The 23,752-nt window shown below is 66.3% G+C and carries 20 protein-coding genes; 10 read left to right on the top strand and 10 right to left on the bottom strand.

Annotated elements, in window-relative coordinates; genetic code table 11:
* Positions 1 to 94 precede the first annotated feature (94 nt).
* Positions 95 to 1,900: a type II/IV secretion system protein gene (locus tag GEV05_02930; protein ID MPZ42352.1), complete on the bottom strand. Its 1,806-nt coding sequence runs from the start codon at positions 1,898 to 1,900 to the stop codon at positions 95 to 97.
* Positions 1,901 to 2,220: 320 nt separating this feature from the next.
* On the opposite strand from GEV05_02930, the gene GEV05_02925 reads away from it, so the two are divergent.
* Positions 2,221 to 3,423, top strand: coding sequence for an ammonium transporter (locus GEV05_02925; GenBank protein ID MPZ42351.1), 1,203 nt, complete (start codon positions 2,221 to 2,223; stop codon positions 3,421 to 3,423).
* A gap of 369 nt (positions 3,424 to 3,792) precedes the next feature.
* Here the strand turns inward: GEV05_02925 and GEV05_02920 are convergent, their stop codons facing one another.
* From GEV05_02920 to GEV05_02895, 6 genes are all read right to left on the bottom strand, one after another.
* Complete coding sequence (locus GEV05_02920; protein MPZ42350.1) at positions 3,793 to 5,691, bottom strand: hypothetical protein; 1,899 nt, start codon at positions 5,689 to 5,691, stop codon at positions 3,793 to 3,795.
* Positions 5,439 to 6,032: a hotdog fold thioesterase gene (locus GEV05_02915; GenBank protein MPZ42349.1), complete on the bottom strand. Its 594-nt coding sequence runs from the start codon at positions 6,030 to 6,032 to the stop codon at positions 5,439 to 5,441. Before GEV05_02915 ends, GEV05_02920 begins: the two co-directional genes overlap by 253 nt.
* A gap of 70 nt (positions 6,033 to 6,102) precedes the next feature.
* Entirely contained in the window at positions 6,103 to 6,696 is a 594-nt protein-coding gene (locus GEV05_02910) for a hypothetical protein (GenBank protein ID MPZ42348.1), read from the bottom strand.
* A gap of 185 nt (positions 6,697 to 6,881) precedes the next feature.
* Entirely contained in the window at positions 6,882 to 7,838 is a 957-nt protein-coding gene (locus GEV05_02905) for a hypothetical protein (GenBank protein ID MPZ42347.1), read from the bottom strand.
* 2 nt (positions 7,839 to 7,840) lie between these two features.
* A complete protein-coding gene (locus GEV05_02900; protein ID MPZ42346.1) occupies positions 7,841 to 9,031 on the bottom strand; it encodes an acyl-CoA dehydrogenase in 1,191 nt (396 codons plus the stop codon).
* Between the two features lie 37 nt (positions 9,032 to 9,068).
* A complete protein-coding gene (locus GEV05_02895; GenBank protein ID MPZ42345.1) occupies positions 9,069 to 9,629 on the bottom strand; it encodes an NUDIX domain-containing protein in 561 nt (186 codons plus the stop codon).
* 156 nt (positions 9,630 to 9,785) lie between these two features.
* On the opposite strand from GEV05_02895, the gene GEV05_02890 reads away from it, so the two are divergent.
* Positions 9,786 to 10,868, top strand: a complete 1,083-nt coding sequence (locus tag GEV05_02890) for an AAA domain-containing protein (GenBank protein MPZ42344.1) — start codon at positions 9,786 to 9,788, stop codon at positions 10,866 to 10,868.
* Positions 10,865 to 12,118 (top strand): hypothetical protein, encoded by a 1,254-nt coding sequence (locus tag GEV05_02885; GenBank protein MPZ42343.1) that lies wholly within the window; start codon positions 10,865 to 10,867, stop codon positions 12,116 to 12,118. The genes GEV05_02890 and GEV05_02885 overlap by 4 nt, the downstream gene beginning before the upstream one ends.
* Here the strand turns inward: GEV05_02885 and GEV05_02880 are convergent.
* The gene (locus GEV05_02880; GenBank protein MPZ42342.1) at positions 12,115 to 13,326 is read right to left on the bottom strand and encodes a GNAT family N-acetyltransferase; all 1,212 of its coding nucleotides are present in this window, start codon (positions 13,324 to 13,326) and stop codon (positions 12,115 to 12,117) included. The genes GEV05_02885 and GEV05_02880 overlap by 4 nt on opposite strands.
* A gap of 70 nt (positions 13,327 to 13,396) precedes the next feature.
* Here GEV05_02880 and GEV05_02875 point away from each other — a divergent pair, with 70 nt between their 5' ends.
* Positions 13,397 to 13,735 (top strand): P-II family nitrogen regulator, encoded by a 339-nt coding sequence (locus GEV05_02875; protein ID MPZ42341.1) that lies wholly within the window; start codon positions 13,397 to 13,399, stop codon positions 13,733 to 13,735.
* On the opposite strand, the gene GEV05_02870 is transcribed toward GEV05_02875, so the two are convergent.
* Both GEV05_02870 and trxB read right to left on the bottom strand, forming a co-directional pair.
* The gene (locus tag GEV05_02870; GenBank protein ID MPZ42340.1) at positions 13,732 to 14,280 is read right to left on the bottom strand and encodes a DNA mismatch repair protein MutS; all 549 of its coding nucleotides are present in this window, start codon (positions 14,278 to 14,280) and stop codon (positions 13,732 to 13,734) included. The genes GEV05_02875 and GEV05_02870 overlap by 4 nt on opposite strands.
* Before the next feature lie 51 nt (positions 14,281 to 14,331).
* Positions 14,332 to 15,291, bottom strand: a complete 960-nt coding sequence (gene trxB / locus GEV05_02865) for a thioredoxin-disulfide reductase (protein ID MPZ42339.1) — start codon at positions 15,289 to 15,291, stop codon at positions 14,332 to 14,334.
* Between the two features lie 151 nt (positions 15,292 to 15,442).
* Here trxB and GEV05_02860 point away from each other — a divergent pair, with 151 nt between their 5' ends.
* From GEV05_02860 to GEV05_02835, 6 genes are all read left to right on the top strand, one after another.
* A complete protein-coding gene (locus tag GEV05_02860) occupies positions 15,443 to 17,257 on the top strand; it encodes a ShlB/FhaC/HecB family hemolysin secretion/activation protein (GenBank protein ID MPZ42338.1) in 1,815 nt (604 codons plus the stop codon).
* 290 nt (positions 17,258 to 17,547) lie between these two features.
* A complete protein-coding gene (locus GEV05_02855) occupies positions 17,548 to 18,252 on the top strand; it encodes a cyclic nucleotide-binding domain-containing protein (GenBank protein MPZ42337.1) in 705 nt (234 codons plus the stop codon).
* A gap of 133 nt (positions 18,253 to 18,385) precedes the next feature.
* Positions 18,386 to 19,102, top strand: coding sequence for a hypothetical protein (locus tag GEV05_02850; protein ID MPZ42336.1), 717 nt, complete (start codon positions 18,386 to 18,388; stop codon positions 19,100 to 19,102).
* 222 nt (positions 19,103 to 19,324) lie between these two features.
* A complete protein-coding gene (locus tag GEV05_02845; GenBank protein MPZ42335.1) occupies positions 19,325 to 21,574 on the top strand; it encodes a DNA translocase FtsK in 2,250 nt (749 codons plus the stop codon).
* A gap of 246 nt (positions 21,575 to 21,820) precedes the next feature.
* On the top strand, positions 21,821 to 22,432 hold the full coding sequence (gene lolA / locus GEV05_02840; protein MPZ42334.1) for an outer membrane lipoprotein chaperone LolA: 612 nt from the start codon (positions 21,821 to 21,823) through the stop codon (positions 22,430 to 22,432).
* The coding region (locus GEV05_02835; GenBank protein ID MPZ42333.1) for an AAA family ATPase at positions 22,425 to 23,752 on the top strand (1,328 nt) is incomplete at its 3' end. The genes lolA and GEV05_02835, both read left to right, overlap by 8 nt.

Here is a 23,752-nt window from a genome sequence, read left to right as displayed (position 1 = left end):
CTTCGTTCTTCCTGCGGCTGCGAGCGCTAGCCGCCATGGCGTGCACCCGGCCGGTTGCGGTTGCGCTCGGATTGCCCTGGGCGAACGCGGCGATCTAGCGCGCTGCCTTGCGCGGATCGCCGCTTGCGGGCGGTGCGACCTTCAGCACTTCGTCGATGGTGGTCACGCCGGCCGCGATCTTGGCTGCGCCGCTGATGCGAAGGGGTTTCATCGCCTCTTTGTAGCACTGTTCGGTGAGCGCCTGCAGGTCGGTCTCGGTGGTCACCAGGCGGCGCAGCACCGGCGTCATGGTGAGCATTTCGTAGAGACCGACGCGTCCCATGTACCCGGTCATGCGGCACTCGAGGCACCCCTTGGCGTAATACACCGTCGCCGGCTTGTTCGCCTTCCAGGGCGTCACCAGCATGTCCCAGGCTTCGTCCTTGAGCTCGCCGGCTTGCTTGCAATGCGGGCACAACGTGCGCACGAGGCGCTGCGCCATCACGCCGTTGAGCGTCGAGTTTAGCAGGTAATACGGCACGCCCAGATCGAGCAGCCGCGAGATTGCCGAAGGCGCGTCGTTGGTATGCAGCGTGGAGAGCACCAGGTGTCCCGTGAGCGCGGCCTGAACGGCCATTTCCGCGGTCTCGAGGTCGCGGACCTCGCCCACCATGATGATGTCGGGGTCCTGCCGCAGCAGCGTTCGGACCCCGGCGGCGAACGACAGATCGATGCCCTGCACGACCTGCATCTGGTTGAAGGCCGGTTCCACCATCTCGATGGGGTCCTCCACCGTGCAGACGTTCACTTCCGGAGTGGCCAGGGATTTCAGCGTCGAATAAAGCGTGGTGGTCTTGCCCGATCCGGTCGGTCCGGTCACGAGCACGATGCCGTTGGGCATGCTCACCATCGCGTTCCAGCGCCGCGAGTCCTCGTCGGAGAAGCCCAGCTCGGAGAAGTCGCGCACGAGCACTTCCGGGTCGAACACCCGCATGACGAGCTTCTCCCCGAACGCGGTGGGCATGGTGGAAAGGCGCAGCTCGACCTCGTTGCCTTCCGGGGTCTGGGTCTTCACGCGCCCGTCCTGCGGCCGGCGCTTCTCCACCACGTCCATGCGCCCCAGCACCTTGATGCGGCTCACCATGGCGGCCATGACCGGAGTGGGAATCTGGTAGACCTGATGCATCACGCCGTCGATGCGGAAGCGCACGTTGCCTGAATCGCGCCGCGGCTCGATGTGGATGTCGCTCGCCCGCTGATCGAACGCGTACTGCAGCAGCCAGTCGCAGATGTGCACGATGTGCTGGTCGTTGGCGTCGAGCTTGCCGCTGCGGCCGAGCTGGACCAGCTGCTCGAAATTCGCGATCTGGCTGTAGGCGCCCTTGTCCTGCTCGGTGGCGATCTTCACCGAGCGCGCGAGGTTGTAGAACTCGACGATATAGCCGGTGATGTCGAGCGGGTTGGCGATGACGCGCTTGATCTCCTTGCGCAGGATGTGAATGAGCTGAGGCTCCCATTCGCGCACGTAAGGCTCGCAGGTCGCGATCACCACCCGGGTTGGCGTCACCTCCACGGGCAGGATCTTGAAGCGCGTGGCATAGGCGTTCGACATCACCTTGGTGACCGTGGCGAAGTCGATCTTGAACGGATCGATGTGCAGGTAGGGCAGCTGCACCCGCTCGGCGAGCCATTGGGTCAGGCCCTCCACCGTCAGCGTTTTCTTGGGATTGTGCGCATCGCGCCACTTCTGGTCGGCCACCACCACCAGCGGGTGCGTGTCGCTGCGCGCAAGCCGCCGGTCCCGCAGCAGCTTCTCCCCGACTTCCTTCGCCACCAGCCCATCGGCGACGAGGTCTTTCACGACGGCATCGAGGCTCAGAAGGCGTTCCGGGGCAGGATTATGCGCAGTTGCGCTTTGCATTCGGACCTCGCGATTCAGGCTTTGTGGCCGGCACATCAGGGGATGCAGGATGGCACGAGCAGGCAGGTTCGGCAATCGAGCACGGCAGGAAGATAAACGCGGCAGGAACAGAAACGGCGCAAACGCATCCCGACTGAAGCGGCATCCTCTCCGACGCACCAATGATGTGCGCTAAACGGGGCCCAGGCACCACATAAGTGCGGCAACTGCCCTAGCCGCGCCGAATCGACGACATAAGCCTATGAAAAGCCGGGATTCTACTTGTTTGGAACAACGCTTGCTTGCCGCCCTTTCCAATTCGATTGCCAGGGGAGGGGCTGATGGAAGCGCTGAAGGTTTCGACCGACGTACTGTTCATCCTGTTAGGCGCCATCATGGTGCTCGCCATGCACGCCGGCTTCGCGTTTCTCGAGCTCGGTACGGTGCGGGCGAAAAATCAGGTCAACGCGCTGGTGAAGATCATGTGCGATTTCGCCATGTCGAGCCTGGCCTACTTCTTCATCGGCTATGCGCTCGCCTACGGCGTGAACTTCTTCGCCGGCGCCGAACAGCTCGCGCAACGCAGCGGTTACGACCTGGTGAAGTTCTTCTTCCTGCTCACGTTCGCTGCCGCGGTGCCCGCCATCATCTCCGGCGGCATCGCCGAGCGCGCCCGCTTCTATCCGCAGCTTGCCGCGACGTTCCTGATCGTCGGCTTCGTGTATCCGTTGTTCGAGGGCATCGCCTGGAACCAGCAGTTCGGCGTGCAGGGCTGGATCAAGGCGACCTTCGGCGCGGAGTTCCACGATTTCGCCGGTTCGGTGGTCGTGCATGCCATGGGCGGCTGGATTGCCTTCATGGCGGTCATCCTGCTCGGCGCGCGCAACGGCCGCTATGGCCGGGACGGGCGCGTGACTGCCCAGCCGCCTTCGAGCATTCCGTTTCTCGCGCTCGGCGCCTGGATCCTGTCGATCGGCTGGTTCGGATTCAACGTGATGTCGGCCCAGACCATCGACAAGATCAGCGGCCTGGTGGCGGTCAACTCGCTCATGGCGATGGCGGGCGGGATTCTGGTCGCCATGGTTGTCGGTCGCAACGACCCTGGTTTCGTCCACAACGGTCCGCTGGCCGGATTGGTGGCCATCTGCGCCGGCTCGGACTTGATGCACCCGATCGGCGCGCTTGTCACCGGCGGCATCGCGGGCGCGCTGTTCGTGTGGATGTTCACCGCCACCCAGAATCGCATGCGCGTCGACGACGTGCTGGGCGTATGGCCCCTGCATGGCTTGTGCGGCGCCTGGGGCGGAATCGCGTGCGGCATCTTCGGCTCCAAGGCGCTCGGCGGCCTGGGCGGGGTCACGTTCATGTCGCAGCTGGTGGGGACGGTGCTCGGGGTCGCAGTCGCGGTGATCGGCGGTGCGATCGTGTATGGACTGTTGAAGGCGATCGTGGGCATACGGCTTACGTCCGAACAGGAATTCGACGGCACCGACTTGTCGGTGCACCACTTCACCACGGCGCAGGAGGTTGATGGGCGCTTGTAAACCACACCCCTTGCAGGGCGCGCATCGGCATGCAGGCCGATGCCGTTCGCTCGGCGCGGACCGCCTCGTATAGCTTCGGCGCAGGCTCGACGATCTGCGCCCGGCGGTTGGCGTCGACTCGCTTTGCGGTCGATCCCCACTTCGTGGGGCCCCTCGCCCGGGAAGCTCGCGCCGCTATGGTCCGCGAATTCCCGGGCGCACCCCCGTCGGCTGTGCCGACAACCCTCCTCCTGAGAGGAGGGGACAACGATATCAACCGTCAGCTTCGCCGGCACCCCGCCGTGAGAAGCGGCGAGGCTTGCAGCGTTCCCCTCCTTGCCAAGGAGGGGCTGGACGCGACAACGTCGCGGACGGAGTGGTCCAAGGAACTCAGCCGAACCGCACCGTCCCCGCCATCGCGATTGCTCCCTTCTCGTTCGGGGTCCAGACCTCGGCGTTCGATCCATCGGCAGAGGGGTTGGCGTTGATCGTGAACGTCTCGGTATGGAACACGGGGCTCATCGCGCGATAGTCGAAATGCGCGACCGGACGCAGGCTATGGCGCCGGCATAGATCGAGCAGCAGCGTGGCCTGCAACGGGCCGTGCACGACCAGCGCCGGGTAATGTTCTTCGCCGGTCGCATACGGCAGGTCGTAGTGGATGCGATGGCCGTTGAAGGTCAGCGCCGAGAAGCGGAACAGCAGCACCGGATCGGCGGTGAGCGACCGTCGCCAGGCAGCCGACTCGGGCGCGGGCTTGCCGGAGGCCGGCGCCTCGCCCGGCCGGGCGGCTTCCCGGAAGACGATGTCGTGCTCGTCGATCGCTGCGACTTCGCCCGAGCCGTAGATGGTGTGGCGCGCGGTGAGGAACACCAGCGTCCCGCTGCGGCCTTGCTTGGGCTCGATGGAGACGATCTCGGACTCGCGCCGCACGGGCTCGCCCATGATGAGCGGCCGCCGAAACTCCATGCGCCCTCCCGCCCACATGCGCCGCGGCAACGGCAGCGGCGGCAGAAAACCGCCGCGCTGCGGATGGCCGTCGGGTCCGATCCCGGATTGGCGTCGTGCCTCGAGGAAGTAGAACCAATGCCAGCCGAGCGGGATTGGTTCGCCGCGTTGCGGCGTCGGCTCGTCGCGATCGAGCGAGGCGGTCATCGCCTTCACCGGCCACGCCGTGATTTCGTCTTCCGCCGAATCCTTGCGGCCCAGCCAGGTCCGGAATTGGTTCAGATCGGTTGTGTCAGTGCTCATGGTGTGCATCACGCCGTCCGTTCCGAGCAGCTCCACCCGCGCGGCATGTCCCAGCGCCGGGTACTTTTCCGGCAGCGCGTAGCACACGCCCAGATTGACCGCGGCCCCATCGTCGTAGCGCAGGATCGCCCAGGTGAGATCGTCTGTGGCGTGCCCGGCCGCGGCGAGCACGCCACGGCTACCGACCGCCGTCACTTCGGTGAGGCGCCGGCCCTCAAAGAACCAATTCATCAGATCGACGTAGTAGGTGAGCGCATCGACCACCGGCGTCGCGTGCGGATTGCGCGCGAGCATGGCGAGCGCCTGCGAGCGCGAGTTGTAGACGCGCGCCTGGGCGCCGATCAGCCGGCCCATGCGCCCGCGCACGATCTGTTCCTTCGCGACCTGATAGCGCTTGCGAAAGCGCCGGCTGTAGCCGACGCGCAAATCCCCGCGGGCGGCATCGCACGCGGCGAGGATGCGATCGGCATCGGCGAGGGTGAGCGCGATCGGCTTCTCCACCAGCACGGCCTTGCCCGCGGCGAGCGCCTGCAGCACCGCCTCGACGTGCTCGCCTTCGCTGGTGGAGACGACCACGGCGTTCACTTCGGGATGCGAGATGATCTCGAGATTGTCCGCCGACCAGGCGTCGGCCGAGACGGTTTCGGCGAGCTTGCGCGCCTTCGCGGTCTCGATGTCCGAAACCGCGACGAAGCGCACGGCCGGGTGCTCGGCGGCGATGCGTGCGCGCAGCGAGCCGATGCGTCCGGAGCCGACGATGGCAAGCCCGATGGTCTTGCTCTGCTTCACGGCCGTTCGATCCGTGCGCGCGAGCCGTTGACGCGGCGCGTGCCACTTCTTGCTGCCGCGCGCGTGGCGGACGAGCGTGTGCCGGACGAGCTCGTAGGCCGAGCGGACGCGCCGGAACGCTTGCGGACAGGCGGTTCCGTTTCGGCAGCACTTTCCACCGGCTTGTCCGCGCGCGGCAGCAAGACCATCTGGGTCTGAGTCACGACCGCGACCATGCGCCCATCGGCATTGCGCACCGTCGTCTGCCATACCATCGTGGTGCGGCCGATGTGCAGCGGGACGGATACCGCGTGCAGCAGCGGTGCTTCGCCGGCCGCAAAAAAATTGGTTTTCGATTCGAGCGTGGTCGTGCGGGCACCGGGCGGCAGATTGGCGACGGTACCGCGGGCGCCGAGCAGATCGGCGAAGGTCATGATGACGCCGCCGGCGACGCGTCCGCCGCGGTTCATGTGCTGGGGCTTGACCGGCAGCTCGGCGCGGATGCGGCTGCGAGTGATGCCGAGCAGGCGAATGCCCAGCAGCTGCGCGATCGGATGGTTCGCGAATACGTCTTCCAGCGGCGCAAGCCGCTTCGACTGCGCGCGGCTCATGTTTCCAGCGGCAGCCGCACCGGCTTGCCGGTCGCGACCGCGCGCTCGATCGCGATGGTGGTCTCGAGGTTCACGCGCGCCTGCTCGGGGGTCGTATGCGCCGTCGGATTGCCGGTGACCAGGTGATCGAGCCAGGCCCGCGTCTCGTTGCCGAGCGGACCCCAGAAGTCGCCCAGCGCCCAGTCGCCGGCGGTGTTGCTGCCGAGAAACGCCATGTTGACCTGGTCTGTTCCTTGGCGCGCAGAAAGCATTCCTTGAAGCGGCGGCTGTAGCCGACCCGCAACGTGCCACCGGTCTGCCGCAATGTGCCCAGGATGTCGTCGGCATCGGCGAGCGAGAGCGCGATCGGCTTTTCGACCAGGACCGCCTTGCCGAGCTCGAGCGCCTTGCGCACCGCGGGCGCGTGCTGCCCCTCCGGGGTGGAGACGAACACAGCATTGACTTCCGGGCGCGCGATCGCTTCGTCGTTGTCGGCGCAGTGATAGGCCGCCCCGGTCTGCTGCGCGAGATTGCGCGCGCGTTCCGGATCAGCATCGGAGATCGCGATGAAGCGCACCGACGGGTGCTTCGCCGCGAGCCTCGCGCGCAACGTGCCGATGCGTCCCGCGCCGATCACGGCAACGCCGAGTTCCTTGTTCAATGGCCGGCTCCTTGGTGTTGCAATCGAGGTTCGAGGCTAGCGAAGCATGCGCGCGCAAGCGGCGCTGGAAAAGTATGCGCGCGCAAGCGGCGCTGGAGCATAGCGCGTCCGCGCGAGGGGCGGCAAGTTGAGCGCCGACTGAGCGGGCGCGGCTCGCGTGCTGAGCGTCAGAACAGCAACGCGCAGCGGTGAGACGGCCTCGCGACGGGTTATCGTCCGCAGGGCCAGGACGCGGGGGAGCGGGCGCCGGCTGCGCCTGGCGCTTGCGCCGGCTCCGGGCAGAACGCGCGTTCCGCCACCGGGCTCGCATACATCGCGCGAGCGCTATGACCGACATTCGGAATCTCCACCAGCTGCCAGCCGAAGCGCCAGCCGCGGTCGTGCGCCATCGCGGCGGCGGACTGAAAGACATGCGTGCCGCGCGCATAGCGATGCACGCCCTGCCGTTTCGCTCCGGCGGTTTGCGAGAGATCGATCGAGCCCGTGTCCGCGGTGCCCAGGACCACGGTAACCGGCTGCGCCAGATAGCGCTCGAGCGCGCGCTCGTTGCCGATCTCGGCGGGCAGGCGGCCGAAGCCATAGGGAAAAGGCTCGGCAAGTGTCGGCGCCACCCAGGACGACGGATTGGCGATGATGATGCGCGCCGCGGGCAACGGCGCGAACGCGGTCATGCGCGCGAGGAACTGGGCGCCGGCCGAGTGACCGATGAGGACGTAGGGCAGGTCGGGTGCGCCCTCGTGGGCGCGCACGGCGTCGATGACGGCACGCAAAACTTCGCCGGTCCATTGTTCGGGCGGTTGCGCGCTGAACGCCCCCGTTTCGGCGTTCCTGCGAACGATCCCGGCGCGCTGATAACGCCAGGTCGGGAAGCGCTCGCGATCGAAATACGGCACGATCAAAAGCGCCCCGAAGCGCTCGGCGAGGCCGCGCGTGTGGTCGCGATAGCCGGTGGCGTTTCGCCCCAGGCCGTGCAGCGAGACGATCATGCCCTCGCCGCGGTAAGACGGCGGCTTGTAGACGGAGAGCTCGATCGATGTGCCGGCCGCTTCGACGTCCGTGTCGCTGTCGCCCGGTGCGTAGGCGGCCGCCGCACCGAGCGCAACGACCAACACCAAGCCGCCCAGCAGGCGAGCGGCCAGGCGGGCGTGTGATGGGCGGCTGGGCATGTTCAGAAGAAGGCCTGGATGCCGGTTTGCGCGCGCCCCAGGATCAACGCGTGCACGTCGTGCGTGCCTTCGTAGGTGTTCACCGCTTCCAGGTTCATGACGTGGCGGATGACGTGGTATTCGTCCGAGATGCCGTTGCCGCCGTGCATGTCGCGCGCCATGCGGGCGATATCGAGCGCCTTGCCGGCGGCGTTGCGCTTCACGATCGACATCATCTCCGGCGACCAGCGGCCCGAGTCCAGCAACCTTCCGACGCGCAACGCCGCCTGCAGCCCGAGCGCGATCTCGGTCTGCATGTTGACAAGCTTCAACTGGATGAGCTGGTTGGCCGCAAGTGGCCGGCCGAACTGCTTGCGCTCCAGCGTGTATTCACGCGCGGCGTGCCAGCAGAACTCGGCCGCGCCCATCGCACCCCAGGCGATGCCGTAGCGCGCCTTGTTCAGGCAGCCGAACGGGCCTGCCAGGCCGGAGACGTTCGGCAGCAGGTTCTCCGCCGGCACGAACACGTCATCCATGACTACCTCGCCGGTGATCGAGACCCGCAGGCTGAACTTGCCCTCGATCTTGGGCGTGGACAGCCCCTTCATGCCTTTTTCCAGAATGTAGCCGCGGATCTTGCCGGCATCGTCCTTGGCCCAGATCACGAACACGTCGGCGATCGGTGCGTGCGTGATCCAGATCTTCGAGCCGTTCACGACGTAGCCGCCATCCACCGAGCGCGCGCGGGTCTGCATGCCGCCCGGATCCGAGCCGTTGTCGGGCTCGGTCAAACCGAAGCAACCGACCCACTCGCCGCTTGCGAGTCTGGGCAGATACTTCTGCCGCTGCGCTTCGCTGCCATAAGCGTAGATCGGAAACATCACCAGACTCGACTGCACGCCGGAAGCCGAGCGGTAGGCGCTGTCGACGCGCTCCATTTCGCGCGCGATGAGGCCGTAGCAGACGTGATTCACGCCCGCGCAGCCGTAGCCCTCGATCGTGGGGCCGAGAAAGCCCAGTGCCCCCATCTCGTTCAGGATTTCGCGATCGAAGCGCTCGTGGCGGTGCGAATCGCGCACCCGCGGCATCAGCTTTTCCTGGCAATAGGCGCGGGCGCTGTCGCGCACCATGCGCTCGTCGTCTTCGAGCTGCTCGTCGAGCAGGAACGGATCGTCCCAGCGAAACGCGGGCAGCGCCGCATCGGTAGCGTTCATGGGTCCCTCGGAAGGTGCTTGCGCACGGCGGTGATGGTCACGGACCGGGCTGCGACGGCGTTCGCGGCATCGGCTGGATCGTGCCGATGTGAAAGCCGAACGCGCCCTTGCGCTTGTCGTTGAAGTAATGGTTCAGCGTGTTGCGTACGGTGGCGAACGCGATGTCGTCCCACGGCACGTCGCTCTCGTGGCACAGCTTGAGCTCCAGCGTCTCGGCGCCGGCGGAGAAATCGAGGTCGAGCAGGCGCGCCCGGAACAGCATGTAGACCTGGCTGATGTGCGGGATGTTGTAGAGCGCGAACAGCTCGCCCACTTCCACACGGGCATTGGCCTCTTCCAGCGTCTCGCGCTGGGCACCCTCGCTGGTGGTCTCGCCGTTTTCCATGAACCCGGCCGGCACCGTCCACAGCCCCCGCCGCGGTTCGATGGCGCGCCGGCAGAGCAGGATGCGGTCCTCCCATTCGGGGATGCAGCCGACCACGATCTTCGGGTTCTGGTAGTGAATCGTGCCGCAGGCGTCGCAGACGTGCCGCGGCAAGGTGTCGCCGGCGGGGACGCGGACCACGACACGAGTGCCGCAATTTGAGCAGAAGTTCATGAGGAAGGCAGGGGAGCGGGACGATTCTATACGCTCGGCTGCGAGGGGCAAAGTTCGGTCGTGGGTACGCTTCTTGGACCACCCCGTCCGCGACACTGTCGCGTCCAGCCCCGCCTCGACGAGGAGGGGAAAAAGTCGCGTGCTATGATCGATCGCATGCGACCTTCGCACGTGCGAGCGGTCCTCGAGCGCGAGTTCGCCGCCGCGGCCGACGGCATTCACACACCCGTCATGCTTTGGGGCCCACCAGGAGTGGGCAAGTCGCGAATCGCCGCCGCCGTCGCAGAACACCATGGCGTGCCGCTGGTCGACATCCGGCTGTCGCAGATGGAGCCGACCGATTTGCGCGGCATTCCGTATCGGCAGGCCGATCGGGTGCTCTGGTCGGTGCCCGCGCTGCTGCCCGATCGCGAGCGGCATGGGCCGCGTGGCATCCTGTTCCTGGACGAGATCACCTCCGCCCCGCCGACAGTCACCGCTGCGGCCTATCAGCTCATCCTCGACCGCCGTCTGGGCGAATATGCCGTGCCGCCCGGCTGGGCGCTGTTCGCTGCCGGCAACCGGCATGGCGATCGCGGCGTGAGCTATGTCATGCCGGCGCCGCTCGCCAACCGCTTCACGCACTACGAGATCGAGCCTCAGCTCGACGACTGGGTGCAGTGGGCACACGATGCCGGAATCGACCCGCGCATCATCGCTTTCTTGCGCTTCCGCCCCGACCTGCTGTTCCAGTTCGATTCGGCACGCGCCTCGGCGGCTTTTCCGAGCCCGCGTTCCTGGGAGTACGCCGATCGCGCGCTGAGGAAGTTCCGCGACTGCCCGCAGCTCATGCTCGATGCGTTGCAGGCCTGCGTCGGCGCCGCGGCCGGCATCGAGCTCACGGCGTTCATCGAGCACATGTTCGCCATGCCGGACATCGAGGCGATCGCGACCGGCCGCTGCTCGGACGTGCCGCTGGGGCTGGACCTGCAGTACGGCGTGGCTGCGGCGCTCGTTCGCCGCGCCCAGGCAGCTTGCGCGAGCGGCGACGCCGATGCCGTGGTCGGCAACATCCTGCGCTACGCGCGCGAGCTTCCGCAACGCGAGCTGGGCGTGATGCTGGTCACCGATCTGCACCGCTCGATCGGGAAGCCCTTGTACGCGCTGCCCGAGTTCGCCGAGTGGGCGCACAGCGTGAGCGACCTGCTGCTGCACGAGCCTGACGGAGGCGGTAGCGCCGGCACAAGCGCACAGCTATGACCGACGTGGGCCGCGACCCGGCGCAAGCGCAGCTCGCCGCCGCGCGCGCTCGGCTCATTCTCGACAAGCCCTTCATCGGCGTGCTGCTGCTGCATCTTCCGTTCGAGGCGGCCGGCTGGTGCGAGACGGTGGCGACCGATGCCCGCCGCATCTACTACAGCCCGGACTACATCCAGCGCCTGGATGCACGCCAGACGCAATTCGTGCTCGCCCACCAGGCGCTGCACTGCGCGCTGGGGCATTTTGCGCGCCGCGGACATCGGCTGCGCGAGCCCTGGGATGCCGCCTGCGACTACGCGGTCAACCTGTTGCTGGTCGAGGAAGGCTTGCCGCCTGTTCTGGGCGCGCTGGTCGATGCGCGCTTTCGCGGGCTGAGCGCCGAAGAGATCTATCCGTTGCTTGCTGCGCATGGGTCGGAGCGTGCGTTCGATACGCATCTGTTCGATGCGACCGCTGCGCGCGGCATCGCCCTCGTCGGCCAAGGCGCCGAGGACGCGGCATCAGGCGATGCGTCCGATGGGGTTGCCGCCGAAGGCACGAGTACAGCGCTCGACAGCGACGCAGCGCCACAGTCGCGCCGTAATCGCGGCGGCGGTGGCGAGACGCAGGCGCCCCTGCTGCCCGAGGACGATCTGGCGCGCCGCTGGCAGATGCGCTTCGCGCTCGCCGCGCAGCAAGCGCGGCATGCCGGCCGCTTGAGCGCTTCCTGGCAGCGCCTGCTGTCGGTTGCCTTGGAACCGCCGCTGCCGTGGCGCGCACTGCTCGCCCGCTTCCTCGCCGCCCGCGCGCAGGAGGACTACACCTTCCAGCGGCCGCCGCGGCGCGAGTCGGACATCTTTTTGCCGCGCCTTCGCTCGGAATCGATGGAGGTGCACGCCGTGCTCGACACCAGCGGCTCGATCGGCGATACGGAGTTGTCCGCATTCGCCGCCGAAATCGATGCCTTGAAAGGGCAGGTGCGCGCTCGGGTAACGGTGCATGCCTGCGATCGGGCGCTCGCGGCCGACGGGCCGTGGACGTTCGAGCCGTGGCAGCCGATCGTCCTGCCCGATCGCCTGTCGGGCGCAGGCGGCACCGACTTCCGGCCCGTGTTCGAGTGGCTGCAAACCAGCGCGGCGAACCCCGATGCGCTGGTCTACTTCACCGACGCTTGCGGCGAGTTTCCCGGACAGCCCCCGCCATATCCCGTTCTGTGGCTGGTAAAGGGCAATGCCGAGGTACCCTGGGGCGAGCGGATCGCGTTCAACTAGCTCGGCTCGGCCGATGTGGCTGCATCGGTAGAGAACGGGCTGTGTTCGTTCAGTTCGTCCACGTACTCGCCGATGCCGCGGGTTTCGCGCGCGAGATACTGGCCGATCGCATGCCTGAATTCGGCATGCGCCACCCAGTGCGCCGAGACGGTCTCGACCGGCATCAGGCCGCGCGCCATCTTGTGCTCGCCCTGCGCGCCGCCCTCGAAGCGGCCGATGCCGTGCGCGATGCAGTATTCGATGGTCTGGTAGTAGCAACACTCGAAATGCAGCAGCGGGACGTGCGCCACCGCGCCCCAGTTGCGGCCGTACAGCACCTCGTTTCCGATCACGATGTTGAAGGTTGCCGCAACCGGTTTGCCGTCGCGCGAGGCCTCGATGAGCAGCAGGTGCTCGGGCATGTGCTGCGCCAGGTGCAGAAAGAAGGCGAGATTGAGATACGGCGTCGAGCGATGCTCGCGATAGGTGCGCCGGTAGCAGCGTTCGAAGAAGACCCAGTCGGCTTCGGTTGCCTCGGCCCCGCGAATCCAGCGAAACGTGATGCCCTGCTCGTGCACCCGGCGCCGTTCCTGCCGGATCTTCTTGCGCTTCTCGCGCGTGAGGCTGCCGAGGAAGTCTTCGAAGGTGCGGTAGCCGGCGTTGTGCCAGTGGAATTGCACGCCCTTGCGCAGCATCATGCCGGCGCGTTCGCATTCGGTGGCGACCTCGCCGGGCGGAAACAGGACGTGCAGCGAGGAGGCACGGCTGTTTTCAGCGAAGGCCAGCGCGCCCGCGAGCAGCAACCCGCGCTGGTGCGGGCTTGCCGCCATGATGCGCGGACCCGTCACCGGCGTGAACGGCAGCGCGCACAGCAGCTTCGGGTAGTAGGCGAGTCCGTGGCGGTGATAAGCGTCGGCCCAGGCCCAGTCGAACACGTACTCGCCGTACGAATGGTCCTTGAGGTAAAGGGGCATGACGCCCGTCAGGACATCGTCATGCCACAGCGACAAGTGGCAAGGAACCCAGCCGCTTTCGGGAGCTGCGCAGCCGGTACGCTCGAGTCCGTGCACGAAGGTGTGCCGCAGCAGGGGATTGCCCCCGGCCAGCCGGTCCCATGCGCTGGGCTCGATGTCGCCGGCCGATTCGACCACCCGGATCACGTCGTGGGGCTGGTGCCTGCTCATGCAATCGGCGTTCGAGCGCGGCGGCACGATCTCGCGCCCGGCCAGGCCAGCGCGTTCCGCCACCGCAGGTTAGCGGCTATACTAACCGCAGTTCGCGTTCGCTCCGGAGAGCGGCATGAAAAAAATCGAAGCGATCTTCAAACCCTTCAAGCTGGACGAGGTGCGCGAGGCGTTGTCGGAGATCGGCGTGTCCGGGCTCACCGTCACCGAGGTCAAGGGCTTCGGGCGGCAGAAGGGGCACACGGAGCTTTACCGCGGCGCCGAATACGTGGTCGATTTCCTGCCCAAGGTGAAGGTCGAGGTGGTCGTGCCGGACAAGCTGCTGGAGCAGGCCATCGACGCCATCATCAAGTCCGCCCGCACCGGCAAGATCGGCGACGGCAAGATCTTCGTCAGCAGCGTCGAGCAGGTGATCCGCATCCGCACCGGCGAGACCGACGAGGCGGCAATCTAGCCGCGCAGCAGCACCACCACCGCGCCCGAGCCGCCGTCGACCGGACGCGCCTCGCAGAAGGCCAGCACCTCGTCCCGGATGACCAGCCAGCGGCCGAGCTTGCGCTTGAGCACGGGTTCCCGGTTGGGCGATCGCAACCCCTTGCCGTGCACGATACGCACGCAGCGGATGCCGCGTTGCACGCATTCGGAAAGAAACTCTGCCGTCGCCGCTCGCGCCTCGACTGAGGTCATGCCGTGCAGGTCGAGATCGTCCTGCACCACCCAGTGGCCGCGCCGCAGCCGGCGCAGCACCTGAGCCGGAACTCCGTTGCGGACGTATACGAGCTCTTCGCCCGTGGCGAGGCCCGTATCCGGGTGTGCCTGGGTCGTGAGCGATTCGGCCAGCACGGAGCGCTCGTCGCGCAGCCGCTGCAACGGAATCGGAGCAGGGCGCTCCGGCCGATGCTCGACGCGTGCGGGACGCCCGAGCGGCACGACATCGCGCATCGCTTCCGCAAACGAGGCGTCGAATTCCGCATCCAGCGCGGCACCGGGTTTTTTCATGGCTGACGTCCGCCGGATCATGTCGAGGCGAAAGCTGCGCCGCCGCAGCGGTTAGGTATCGAAGGCTTCCAGGTAGCGTTGCGCATCGAGCGCCGCCATGCAGCCGCTGCCGGCGCTGGTAACTGCCTGGCGGTAGACGTGATCCTGTACGTCGCCGGCCGCGAAAACACCGGCAACGCTGGTCGCGGTTGCGTCGCCTTCGGTTCCGCCGTGAGTCACGATGTAGCCGTTCACCATGTCGAGGTGGCCGAGGAAGATCTCGGTATTCGGCTGGTGGCCGATGGCGATGAACACGCCTTTGAGCTCGAGTTGCTTCGACGCATCGGACTGGGTGCTCTTCAGCCGCACGCCGGTCACGCCGGACGGGTCGCCCAGGACCTCGTCGAGCACATGGTCCCAATGCAGGGTCACGTTGCCGTGCGCCGCCTTGTCCTTCAGCCGGTCGACCAGGATCGGCTCGGCGCGAAACCGGTCGCGGCGGTGTACGACGTGCACGCGACGCGCGATGTTGGTGAGGTACAGCGCCTCCTCCACCGCCGTATTGCCTCCGCCGATGACGGCCACGTCCTGGCCCTTGTAGAAGAAACCGTCGCAAGTCGCGCAGGCCGACACGCCTTTGCCCATGAAGCTCTGCTCGGACGGCAGGCCGAGATACTTGGCCGACGCGCCGGTTGCGATGATGAGCGCATCGCAGGTATAGATGGCGCTATCGCCTTCGAGCCGCAGGGGCCGCTGCTCGAAATCGACGGCCGCGATGTGATCGAAGATGATCTCGGTGCCGAAGCGCTCGGCATGGCGCTGAAATCGTTCCATCAGCTCGGGACCCTGCACCCCGTCGGCGTCCGCGGGCCAGTTGTCGACGTCGGTCGTGATCATGAGCTGTCCGCCCTGGGCCATGCCGGTGATCAGGACAGGCTTGAGGTTCGCGCGCGCCGCGTAGACCGCCGCCGTATAGCCGGCAGGGCCGGAGCCCAGGATGAGGAGGCGGCAGTGTCGGGTGCTTTTGGCCATGGTTCGAGGATCTCGAGGATTTGCAAAAAAACAACAATTTAACAGCCCGCAGCGGCCTTTGTCGAGTTGACTCAGGGCTTCAATGTGCCAAACCAACTCGTTGTCATACAATCGAAAACCAGGACATCAGCATCCCGGCTAGGGTCTTTTGATGAGTTGCACGCGTTGGGTTTTGTTGGCTGCGTGTTTGACTGCGGTCTGCGCAGCGGCAAGCGAACCCACCTCCAGGGAGCAGCACAAGGCTTCGTCCACATCGTCCGCCGCGGCGTCCGTGTGGTCGGCTGTGACTTCGCTGTTTTCTTCAACCGAGCCCGAGACCCGGCCGATCCAGCTTGCGCAAGCCGGGCCGGCAAAGAAGCCAGCGCTGCCCCTGCCGGAGCAGGTTGCCGTGCCGCCGCCGCCTCGATTCGACATCCAGCATTTCGACGTGCAGGGCAACAGCCTGCTTTCCGCCGAGGAGGTCGCCGAAGCGGTCGGCCCCTACACCGGCAAGAGCAAGGATTTCGCCGATGTGCAGCGCGCGCTCGAAGCGCTGCAGCGGCGCTACCAGCAACGCGGATTCGGCGCGGCCCAGGTCGTGTTGCCGGAACAGGAGCTGGAGCAGGGCGTGATCGTGCTGCGGGTGATCGAGCCCAAGCTGGGCAAGGTTACGGTCGAGGGCAACGAGTACTTCGACTGGTGGAACATTCGCCGCAGCCTGCCCGCGCTGCAGGAAGGAACCACCCCCAATGCCCTCGAAATCGGCCGTAACGCCCGACTTGCCAACGAAAACGCCGCCAAGCGCACCACGGTACTGCTACGGCCTGGCGCCAACGAAGGCGAGATGGATGCGACCGTACGGGTGCAGGACGAGAAGTTCTGGCGCGCAGCGGTCAGTTTCGACAATACCGGCTCGCCCACCACGGGCATGTACCGGCTGGGCGTCGCCTATCAGCATTCGAACCTGTTCAATCTCGACAATACCGTCACCATCCAGTACCAGCTCGACCCCGAGCCGATCGAGGAGGCCGACCAGCTCAAGGTCCTCGGTGTCGGCTACCGCATCCCGCTCTATGGCCAGAACGCGTCCATCGACCTCCTGGCCGGGTACTCGTCGATCGGGTCGGCGAGCGGGCAGGTGATCCAGGGGGTTGCCTTCAATATCGCCGGCAGTGGAACCATTTTCGGCGCACGCTACAACTATACGCTGCCGCGGCCGGCCGGCTGGGGCGAATACGACCACCGGATATCGGTCGGCCTGGACTACAAGGCGTTCTCGAATCAGGTTGCCGAGGCCACCAATCCGGACACGAACCTCACGCCCGACGTGACCGTCCATCCCCTGAGCGTGACCTACAGCGCGACCAAGCGTATGCAGAATGCCGAGCTCGGCTTCTTCGGCACGCTGTTGAAGAACATCCATCCGCACGGGTCGGACGCGTCCGCGGAGCACTTCAACGGTCCACCCGGCATCGGCGTGCGTCCCGGCGTCGGCGAGCCCTGGTACACCGTGTTTCGCTACGGCATCAACTATGCGCGTGCGTTGCCGCACGACATGCAGCTGCGTGCGAACATGACCGGGCAGTGGACGCGCGACGCATTGGTGCCGGGCGAGCAGTTCGGCATCGGCGGCTGGGACAATCTGCGCGGCATGCTCGAGCGCGAAGGCGCGAGTGACCGCGGCTATCGTGCCAGCATCGAGCTCTATTCCCCGGATGTGGCTTCGGGTTTCGGCATGGATGGCGGCAGGCTGCGCTTCCTCACCTTCTTCGATTTCGGCAAGGTGAAGTTGAATCACCCCGAGGCTTCCGCCCCCTGTGCCCCGACTGCGTGCGGTTTCTCCGCTTCGAGCTTTGGGTTCGGCATGCGCCTCGCATTGCGGCAGGGCGTGAGCGCGCGGCTGGATTACGGCCGGCTGCTCGATGGCGGGGTCGTTGCCGAACGCGGGGACGACCGGTGGCATTTCGGCGTGGCGGTCGCCTTCTAGCCGGAGCGCCGCGACGATCGCGCTTGCGAGCTTTGCACTTCGCCGTCGGCGCATCGGGAGCCGGCGGTGGGCCACTCGTCCTGCGTGCTCGGCCTTCCATCGGCCCACCGGTCCGCGCCAATCGGCCTGGTTGCATGATTCGGGCCGCCCGGACGTATGCGGCCGCTGAAATCCATCGGGCATACGCTGCGGCCAATGCCGCCTGGATGCGCCGCCAAGCGCAGACAAGGGTACGGGACTCGTGTAGCATCGCGCTGAAAAAGAACGGATCTTCTAAGGAAGAAGCACGTATGGTGACTACGGATGTGCTCAAGTCGGTGCCGCTCTTCTCGGCCATGCCGAACGAACAGTTGGCGGCACTGGCCGGCTGCGCCACGTTGCGTCGCTACCCCCGCAGTACCTTGATCCTGCGCGCCGGCGAAGAAACCGACGGCCTCTATGTGATGTTGTCGGGGCGCGCCAAGGTCCTGATTCCGGACGACGAAGGCCATGAGGTCATCCTGGCGGTGCTGAGCCAGCGCGACTTCTTCGGCGAGATGGGTCTGTTGGACGATCAGCCGCGCTCCGCGAGTGTTGAGACGCTGGAGCCGTGTGAGCTGTTGCGACTGGGAAAGTCGGAATTCCTGCGCTCGCTGCACGACAACTTCGAGCTCGCCATGCGCATCATCCGCTCGCTGGTCAAGCGGCTGCGCGAGGCCGATCGCCAGATCGAGAGCCTGGCCCTCATGGATGTCTACGGGCGGGTCGCCCGGGTGCTGCTCGATCTTTCGGAAAATGTCGACGGCAAGCGCGTCGTCGCCAAGGCGCCGCCCAAACAGGAGATCGCGCGCATGATCGGTGCATCGCGCGAAATGGTGAGCCGGGTGATGAAGGATTTGCAGACATCGGGCCACATCCGGGTCGACAAGCGCCGCATCGTGCTGCTTTCGGACATGGAAGTTTCGAGCAAGAAGATCCGGGAACAGGCGCGCAAGGCCTGGAACTTCAAGGTATGAGCGGCGGCATGGCCGTTGTTCCGGCTGAACCCCGCGGCCTGTACGGTCGATACTGATTTCAGCCGGCAAGGGTTGGGGCGGGCCTGACGGCCAAAAGTTGGACAGGCCTGGCGGCCTGGTGGGAGGAAAATCAATGATGTTGCGGTTAGCAGCGATTTGCGGTCTGACGATCGCGCTCGGCATGGCGCTGTGCGAGGTGGCGTGGGCTGCCGCCGGTACGGTCACGCATCTGAGCGGTACGCTCGCCGTGACGCGCGCGGACGGATCGGCGCGTATCCTGTCGCGGCGCTCCTCAGTCAACCCCGGCGATCTGCTCGCCACGCAGCGTGACAGCTATGCGCAGATCAACTTCACTGACGGCAGCACCATGACGTTGCGCCCGAACACGCAAATGCGCATTGACGACTACCGCTTCACGGAAGATCGCCCGCAGGAAGACAGCTCCTTCTTTCGCTTGCTCAAGGGGGGATTGCGCACCATTACCGGTTTGATCGGCAAGCGCGGCAATCAGGATGCCTACCGCATCGGCACCAGCACCGCCACGATCGGCATTCGCGGCTCCTCGGGCGATACCCTGGAGTGCACCGAGGGCTGCGAGGGCGTGACGGAGGAGGCAGAGAAGCTGCCGCCCGGGCTCTATCACGCCACCTACACCGGCAGCTATATTCTGAGCAACCAGGCAGGGGATCTGGTGGTCGAGGAGAATCAGCTCGCGTTCGTGCGCGACGCAGCCTCGACGCCGCAGATCCTGCCTCAGGATCCCGGCTTGAACTTCAATGTCCTGCCCTTCGCCCTTCCCGGTCAAGGCGGGCCGCAACGTCCTGGCGGTCAGGAGTGCGTCGTGCGTTGAGTTGGCGCACCGGTTGCGGCACCCGCAAGCGGTGGGGTTTCGTGCTCGCCGCGGCATGAGCGGCCGATTTGGCGGCCGATTTCAGCGCGTGCAACGCGCTGCCAACGGCATCCGGCTCGTATAATCCAGGCATGGTGCTATCCACGAGCATCGCGCAGCCGTCGCGGCGGGTTTGCCTTGCAGAACGCCGCGCATAATCCGTTGCCGCCCAAGCTGGCTGCGCTGCTGCGCGAGTCATGGTGGCTCGCATTCGTGGCCATTGCCCTCTACCTGGTTCTCGTCCTGGTCACGTATTCACCGGCCGATCCGGGCTGGTCGCACAGCGTCGAGCCCGAGCAGGTGCGCAATGCCGGCGGGCGAGTCGGCGCCTGGATCGCCGACGTGGCTCTGTACCTCTTCGGCCTTTCCGCCTACTGGTGGATCGTCTTCTGCCTGTTCCTGGTGTTCTGGGGCTACCGCCAGATCGAGCGCTTCGAGCCGGGGGACCGGCGCTCGCTCGCGGTTTCCGCCCTGGGTTTCCTCGTGCTGTTGGCTGCGAGCTGCGGCATCGAAGCCTTGCGCCTGTACGCACTGAAGGTGGCCCTGCCGCTCGCGCCGGGGGGTGTCGTAGGCGCGCTTGTCGGCGAGGGCATGCACGTCGCATTCGGATTCACCGGCGCGACCCTGGTGCTGTTGGTGCTCGTCGGCATCGGTTCGAGTCTCTTCACGCAGGTCTCGCTGATCGCCGCCATCGAGAAGCTCGGTGGGTGGCTGGAAAATGCCTGGTTCACCGTCGCCGCCAGGGTGACGGCGTGGCGCGACCGCAAAGTCGGTGAAGTTGCCGCGGTCGAGCGCGAAGCGAGCGTGGAGCAGGTGCGAAAGCGCCTCGACGTGCACGAGCCCGTTCGGATCGAGCCGCCGGTTTCGGGGATTGCGAAATCCGAGCGGGTGACGCGCGAGAAACAGCGCTCGCTGTTCGAGGAAATCCCCGATTCCCCCTTGCCGCCGCTGCATCTGCTGGACGAGCCCGATGCGGACGTGGAGGCGATGTCGGCCGAGGCGCTCGAATACACCTCGCGCCTGATCGAGAAGAAGCTGCTCGACTTCGGCGTGGAGGTGAAGGTGATCGCCGCCTATCCGGGGCCGGTCATCACGCGCTACGAGATCGAGCCGGCGGTGGGCGTGAAGGGCAGCCAGGTGATCAACCTGGTCAAGGATCTGGCACGCGCGCTTTCGGTGGTCAGCATCCGCGTCGTCGAAACGATCCCGGGCAAGAGCTGCATGGGCCTGGAGATTCCCAATCCCAGGCGCCAGATCGTGCGCCTGTCCGAGATCCTGAGCTCGAAAGTGTACGCGGACATGCATTCGCCGATCACCCTGGCGCTCGGCAAGGACATCGCCGGCAAACCGGTGGTCACAGATCTCGCGCGCATGCCGCACATGCTGGTCGCGGGGACCACGGGTTCGGGCAAGTCGGTGGCGATCAACGCCATGATCCTGTCGCTGGTCTACAAGGCCACCCCTTCGCAAGTACGCCTGATCCTGATCGATCCGAAGATGCTCGAGCTTTCGGTCTACGAGGGCATCCCGCACCTGCTCGCGCCGGTCGTGACCGACATGAAGCAGGCGGCCTACGCGCTCACCTGGTGCGTGGGCGAGATGGAGCGGCGCTACAAGGTCATGTCGACGCTGGGCGTGCGCAACCTCTCGGGCTTCAACCAGAAGGTGCGTGAGGCCGAGAAGGCGAAGCAGCCGCTCCCGGACCCGTTCAGCATTTCGGTCGACAGTCCGAACGGGCCAGCCACGCTGCAGGAAATGCCGCTCATCGTGGTGGTGATCGACGAGCTCGCCGATCTCATGATGGTGGTTGGCAAGAAGGTCGAGGAGCTGATCGCGCGGCTTGCACAGAAAGCGCGCGCAGCCGGCATTCACCTCGTCCTTGCCACCCAGCGACCGTCGGTCGACGTCATCACGGGTCTCATCAAGGCCAATATCCCGGCACGGGCTGCATTTCAGGTCTCGGCCAAGGTCGATTCGCGAACGATCCTCGACCAGATGGGTGCCGAATCGCTGCTCGGCCAGGGCGACATGCTGTACCTGCCGCCCGGCACCGGGTACACGGTTCGCGTGCACGGGGCATTCGTCGCCGATCACGAAGTGCACAAGGTAGTCGAGCAGTTGAAGACGCACGCCGAGCCGAACTATGTCGAAGGCGTGCTCGATGCCCCCGATCTCGAAGGCGACGATGCCGTGGCGGTCGGAGGGGGGGGGAGCGGCGACGCCGAGAGCGATCCGCTCTATGACCAGGCGGTCGAGATCGTCCTCAGGACACGGCGCGCGTCCATCTCGCTCGTGCAGCGCCATCTGCGCATCGGCTACAACCGGGCCGCGCGCCTCATCGAGCAGATGGAACGCGCAGGCATGGTCTCGGCGATGCAGACCAACGGCAACCGCGACGTGCTTGTGCCGCCTTCGGCGCAAGAGGAACGATAAGGCGGGACGGCAGGCGACGCGGGCCAGGAACCTCGCGCGCATGCGCGGTCCAACCGGAATCGACAGGCGCGGCGGTAGCGTCGTTTCCGGCGGGCGTCGCCGCAGCGCTCGATTGTTGATCATCCGTATTGGACGACAGTTCAATACGGGCACGACGCTCCCCTCTCCCCCCGGGAGAGGGGTTGGGGGTGAGGGTCGAGCGGCGTCATGAAATACGAAAGCTCGATACGAAAGGACCCTGGTTTCATGCGCAAGCTCTTGCAGGTTGCTCTGTTGTTGTTCGTTTCCGCCGCCGCCGGCGCAGCCGGCCTCGACACGCTGAAAAATTATCTGCGCGAGACCCAGTCGGCCAGCGCGCATTTCACCCAGGTCGTGTACGACCGCAACATGCGCAAGCTCCAGGAGACGAGCGGCACCATGCACTTCGCCCGCCCTGGGCGAATCCGCTGGGCATACGAGACACCGTACGAACAGCTCATCGTCGGCGACGGCACCAAGCTCTGGGTCTATGACAAGGATCTGAATCAGGTGACGGTGAAGGCCATCGGGCAGGCGATCGGCGGCAGCCCTGCGGCGCTGCTCGCCGGCAGCAACGACATCGAGAAGGACTTCCGTATCACTTCGGGCGGAACGGAAAACGGGCTCGACTGGATCGAGGCCGAGCCGCGCAACAGCGAGTCGACCTTCCAGAAGGTTCGGATGGGTTTCGGCAAGGCAGGGCTCGAGGCCATGGAGTTGCTCGACGGCTTCGGCCAGCGCACGGTGGTGCGCTTCGATCGCATCGAGCGCAATCCGAAGCTTTCGCCGGAGCTGTTCCAGTTCACGCCGCCCAAGGGGGCGGACGTCATCAGTGGCTGATCTGTTCGCGCCCGCCGAACCGGTCGCGCCGCTCGCCGAAGCGCTGCGGCCCGCATCGATCGATGAAGTCATCGGACAGGCGCATCTGCTCGGGCCCGGCAAGCCGTTGCGGGTCGCGTTCGAAGCCGGCAAGCCGCACTCGATGATTCTGTGGGGACCGCCGGGGGTGGGCAAAACCACGCTGGCGCGACTCATGGCGAAAGCATTCGATGCCGACTTCATCGCCGTATCGGCGGTGCTCTCCGGGGTGAAGGAGATCCGCGAGGCGGTGGATCGGGCGCAGCAGAACCTGAAGGCGTACGGCCGGCGCACCATCCTCTTCGTCGACGAGGTGCACCGCTTCAACAAGTCGCAGCAGGATGCGTTTCTGCCGCACGTCGAGCGCGGGCTCATCACCTTCATCGGCGCGACCACCGAGAACCCGTCGTTCGAAGTCAACAGCGCGTTGCTCTCGCGCGCGGCGGTCTACGTGTTGAAGCCGCTGACGGCCGAGGAATTGACGACGCTGCTCGATCGGGCGACCGAGCGCGCATTGCCGCGGCTGCGGCTCTGCGCTGCGGCCCGCGCGCTGCTGGTCGACTACGCCGACGGCGATGCTCGGCGGCTGCTGAACATGCTCGAACAGATCGCCGTGGCGGCCGAAGCCAGGCAATGGGCGGAGGTCGACGAGGAATTCCTGCGCTCGACCCTGGCGCAGGCGCGGCGTTTGTTCGACAAGGGCGGCGAACAGTTCTACGACCAGATCTCGGCGCTGCACAAGTCGGTGCGCGGCTCGAGCGCGGACGCGGCGCTCTATTGGCTCACGCGCATGCTCGACGGCGGTGCCGATCCGCTCTATCTCGGCCGGCGCCTGGTGCGCATGGCGATCGAGGACGTTGGCCTGGCCGATCCGCGGGCGCTACGCCTCGCGCTCGACGCGTGCGAGACCTACGAGCGGCTCGGCTCGCCGGAAGGCGAGCTGGCGCTGGCCGAAGCGGCGCTGTATCTCGCCTTCGCGCCGAAGAGCAACGCCGCGTATGTCGCTTATGGTGCCGCGCAGGAAGCGGTCAAGGCGACTGGATCGCAGCCGGTGCCGTTGCATCTGCGCAATGCGCCGACGCGGCTGATGAAGCAGCTGGGCTACGGCCGCGACTACCGCTATGCGCACGACGAAGGCGAAGGCTACGCGGCCGGCGAGCGCTATCTGCCCGAGGCGCTGGGGGACCGGCGGTTCTACCAGCCAACCGAGCGCGGGCTGGAGGCGCGCATTCGCGAGCGGATGCTGCAATTGCGCGCACTGGATGATAGCGCTCGCGCGGACGAGAATGGCCGCAGGGACGA

This window comes from Betaproteobacteria bacterium (genome assembly GCA_009377585.1).
Lineage (GTDB): Bacteria > Pseudomonadota > Gammaproteobacteria > Burkholderiales > WYBJ01 > WYBJ01.
This window is presented reverse-complemented; position numbering and strand designations above follow the sequence as displayed.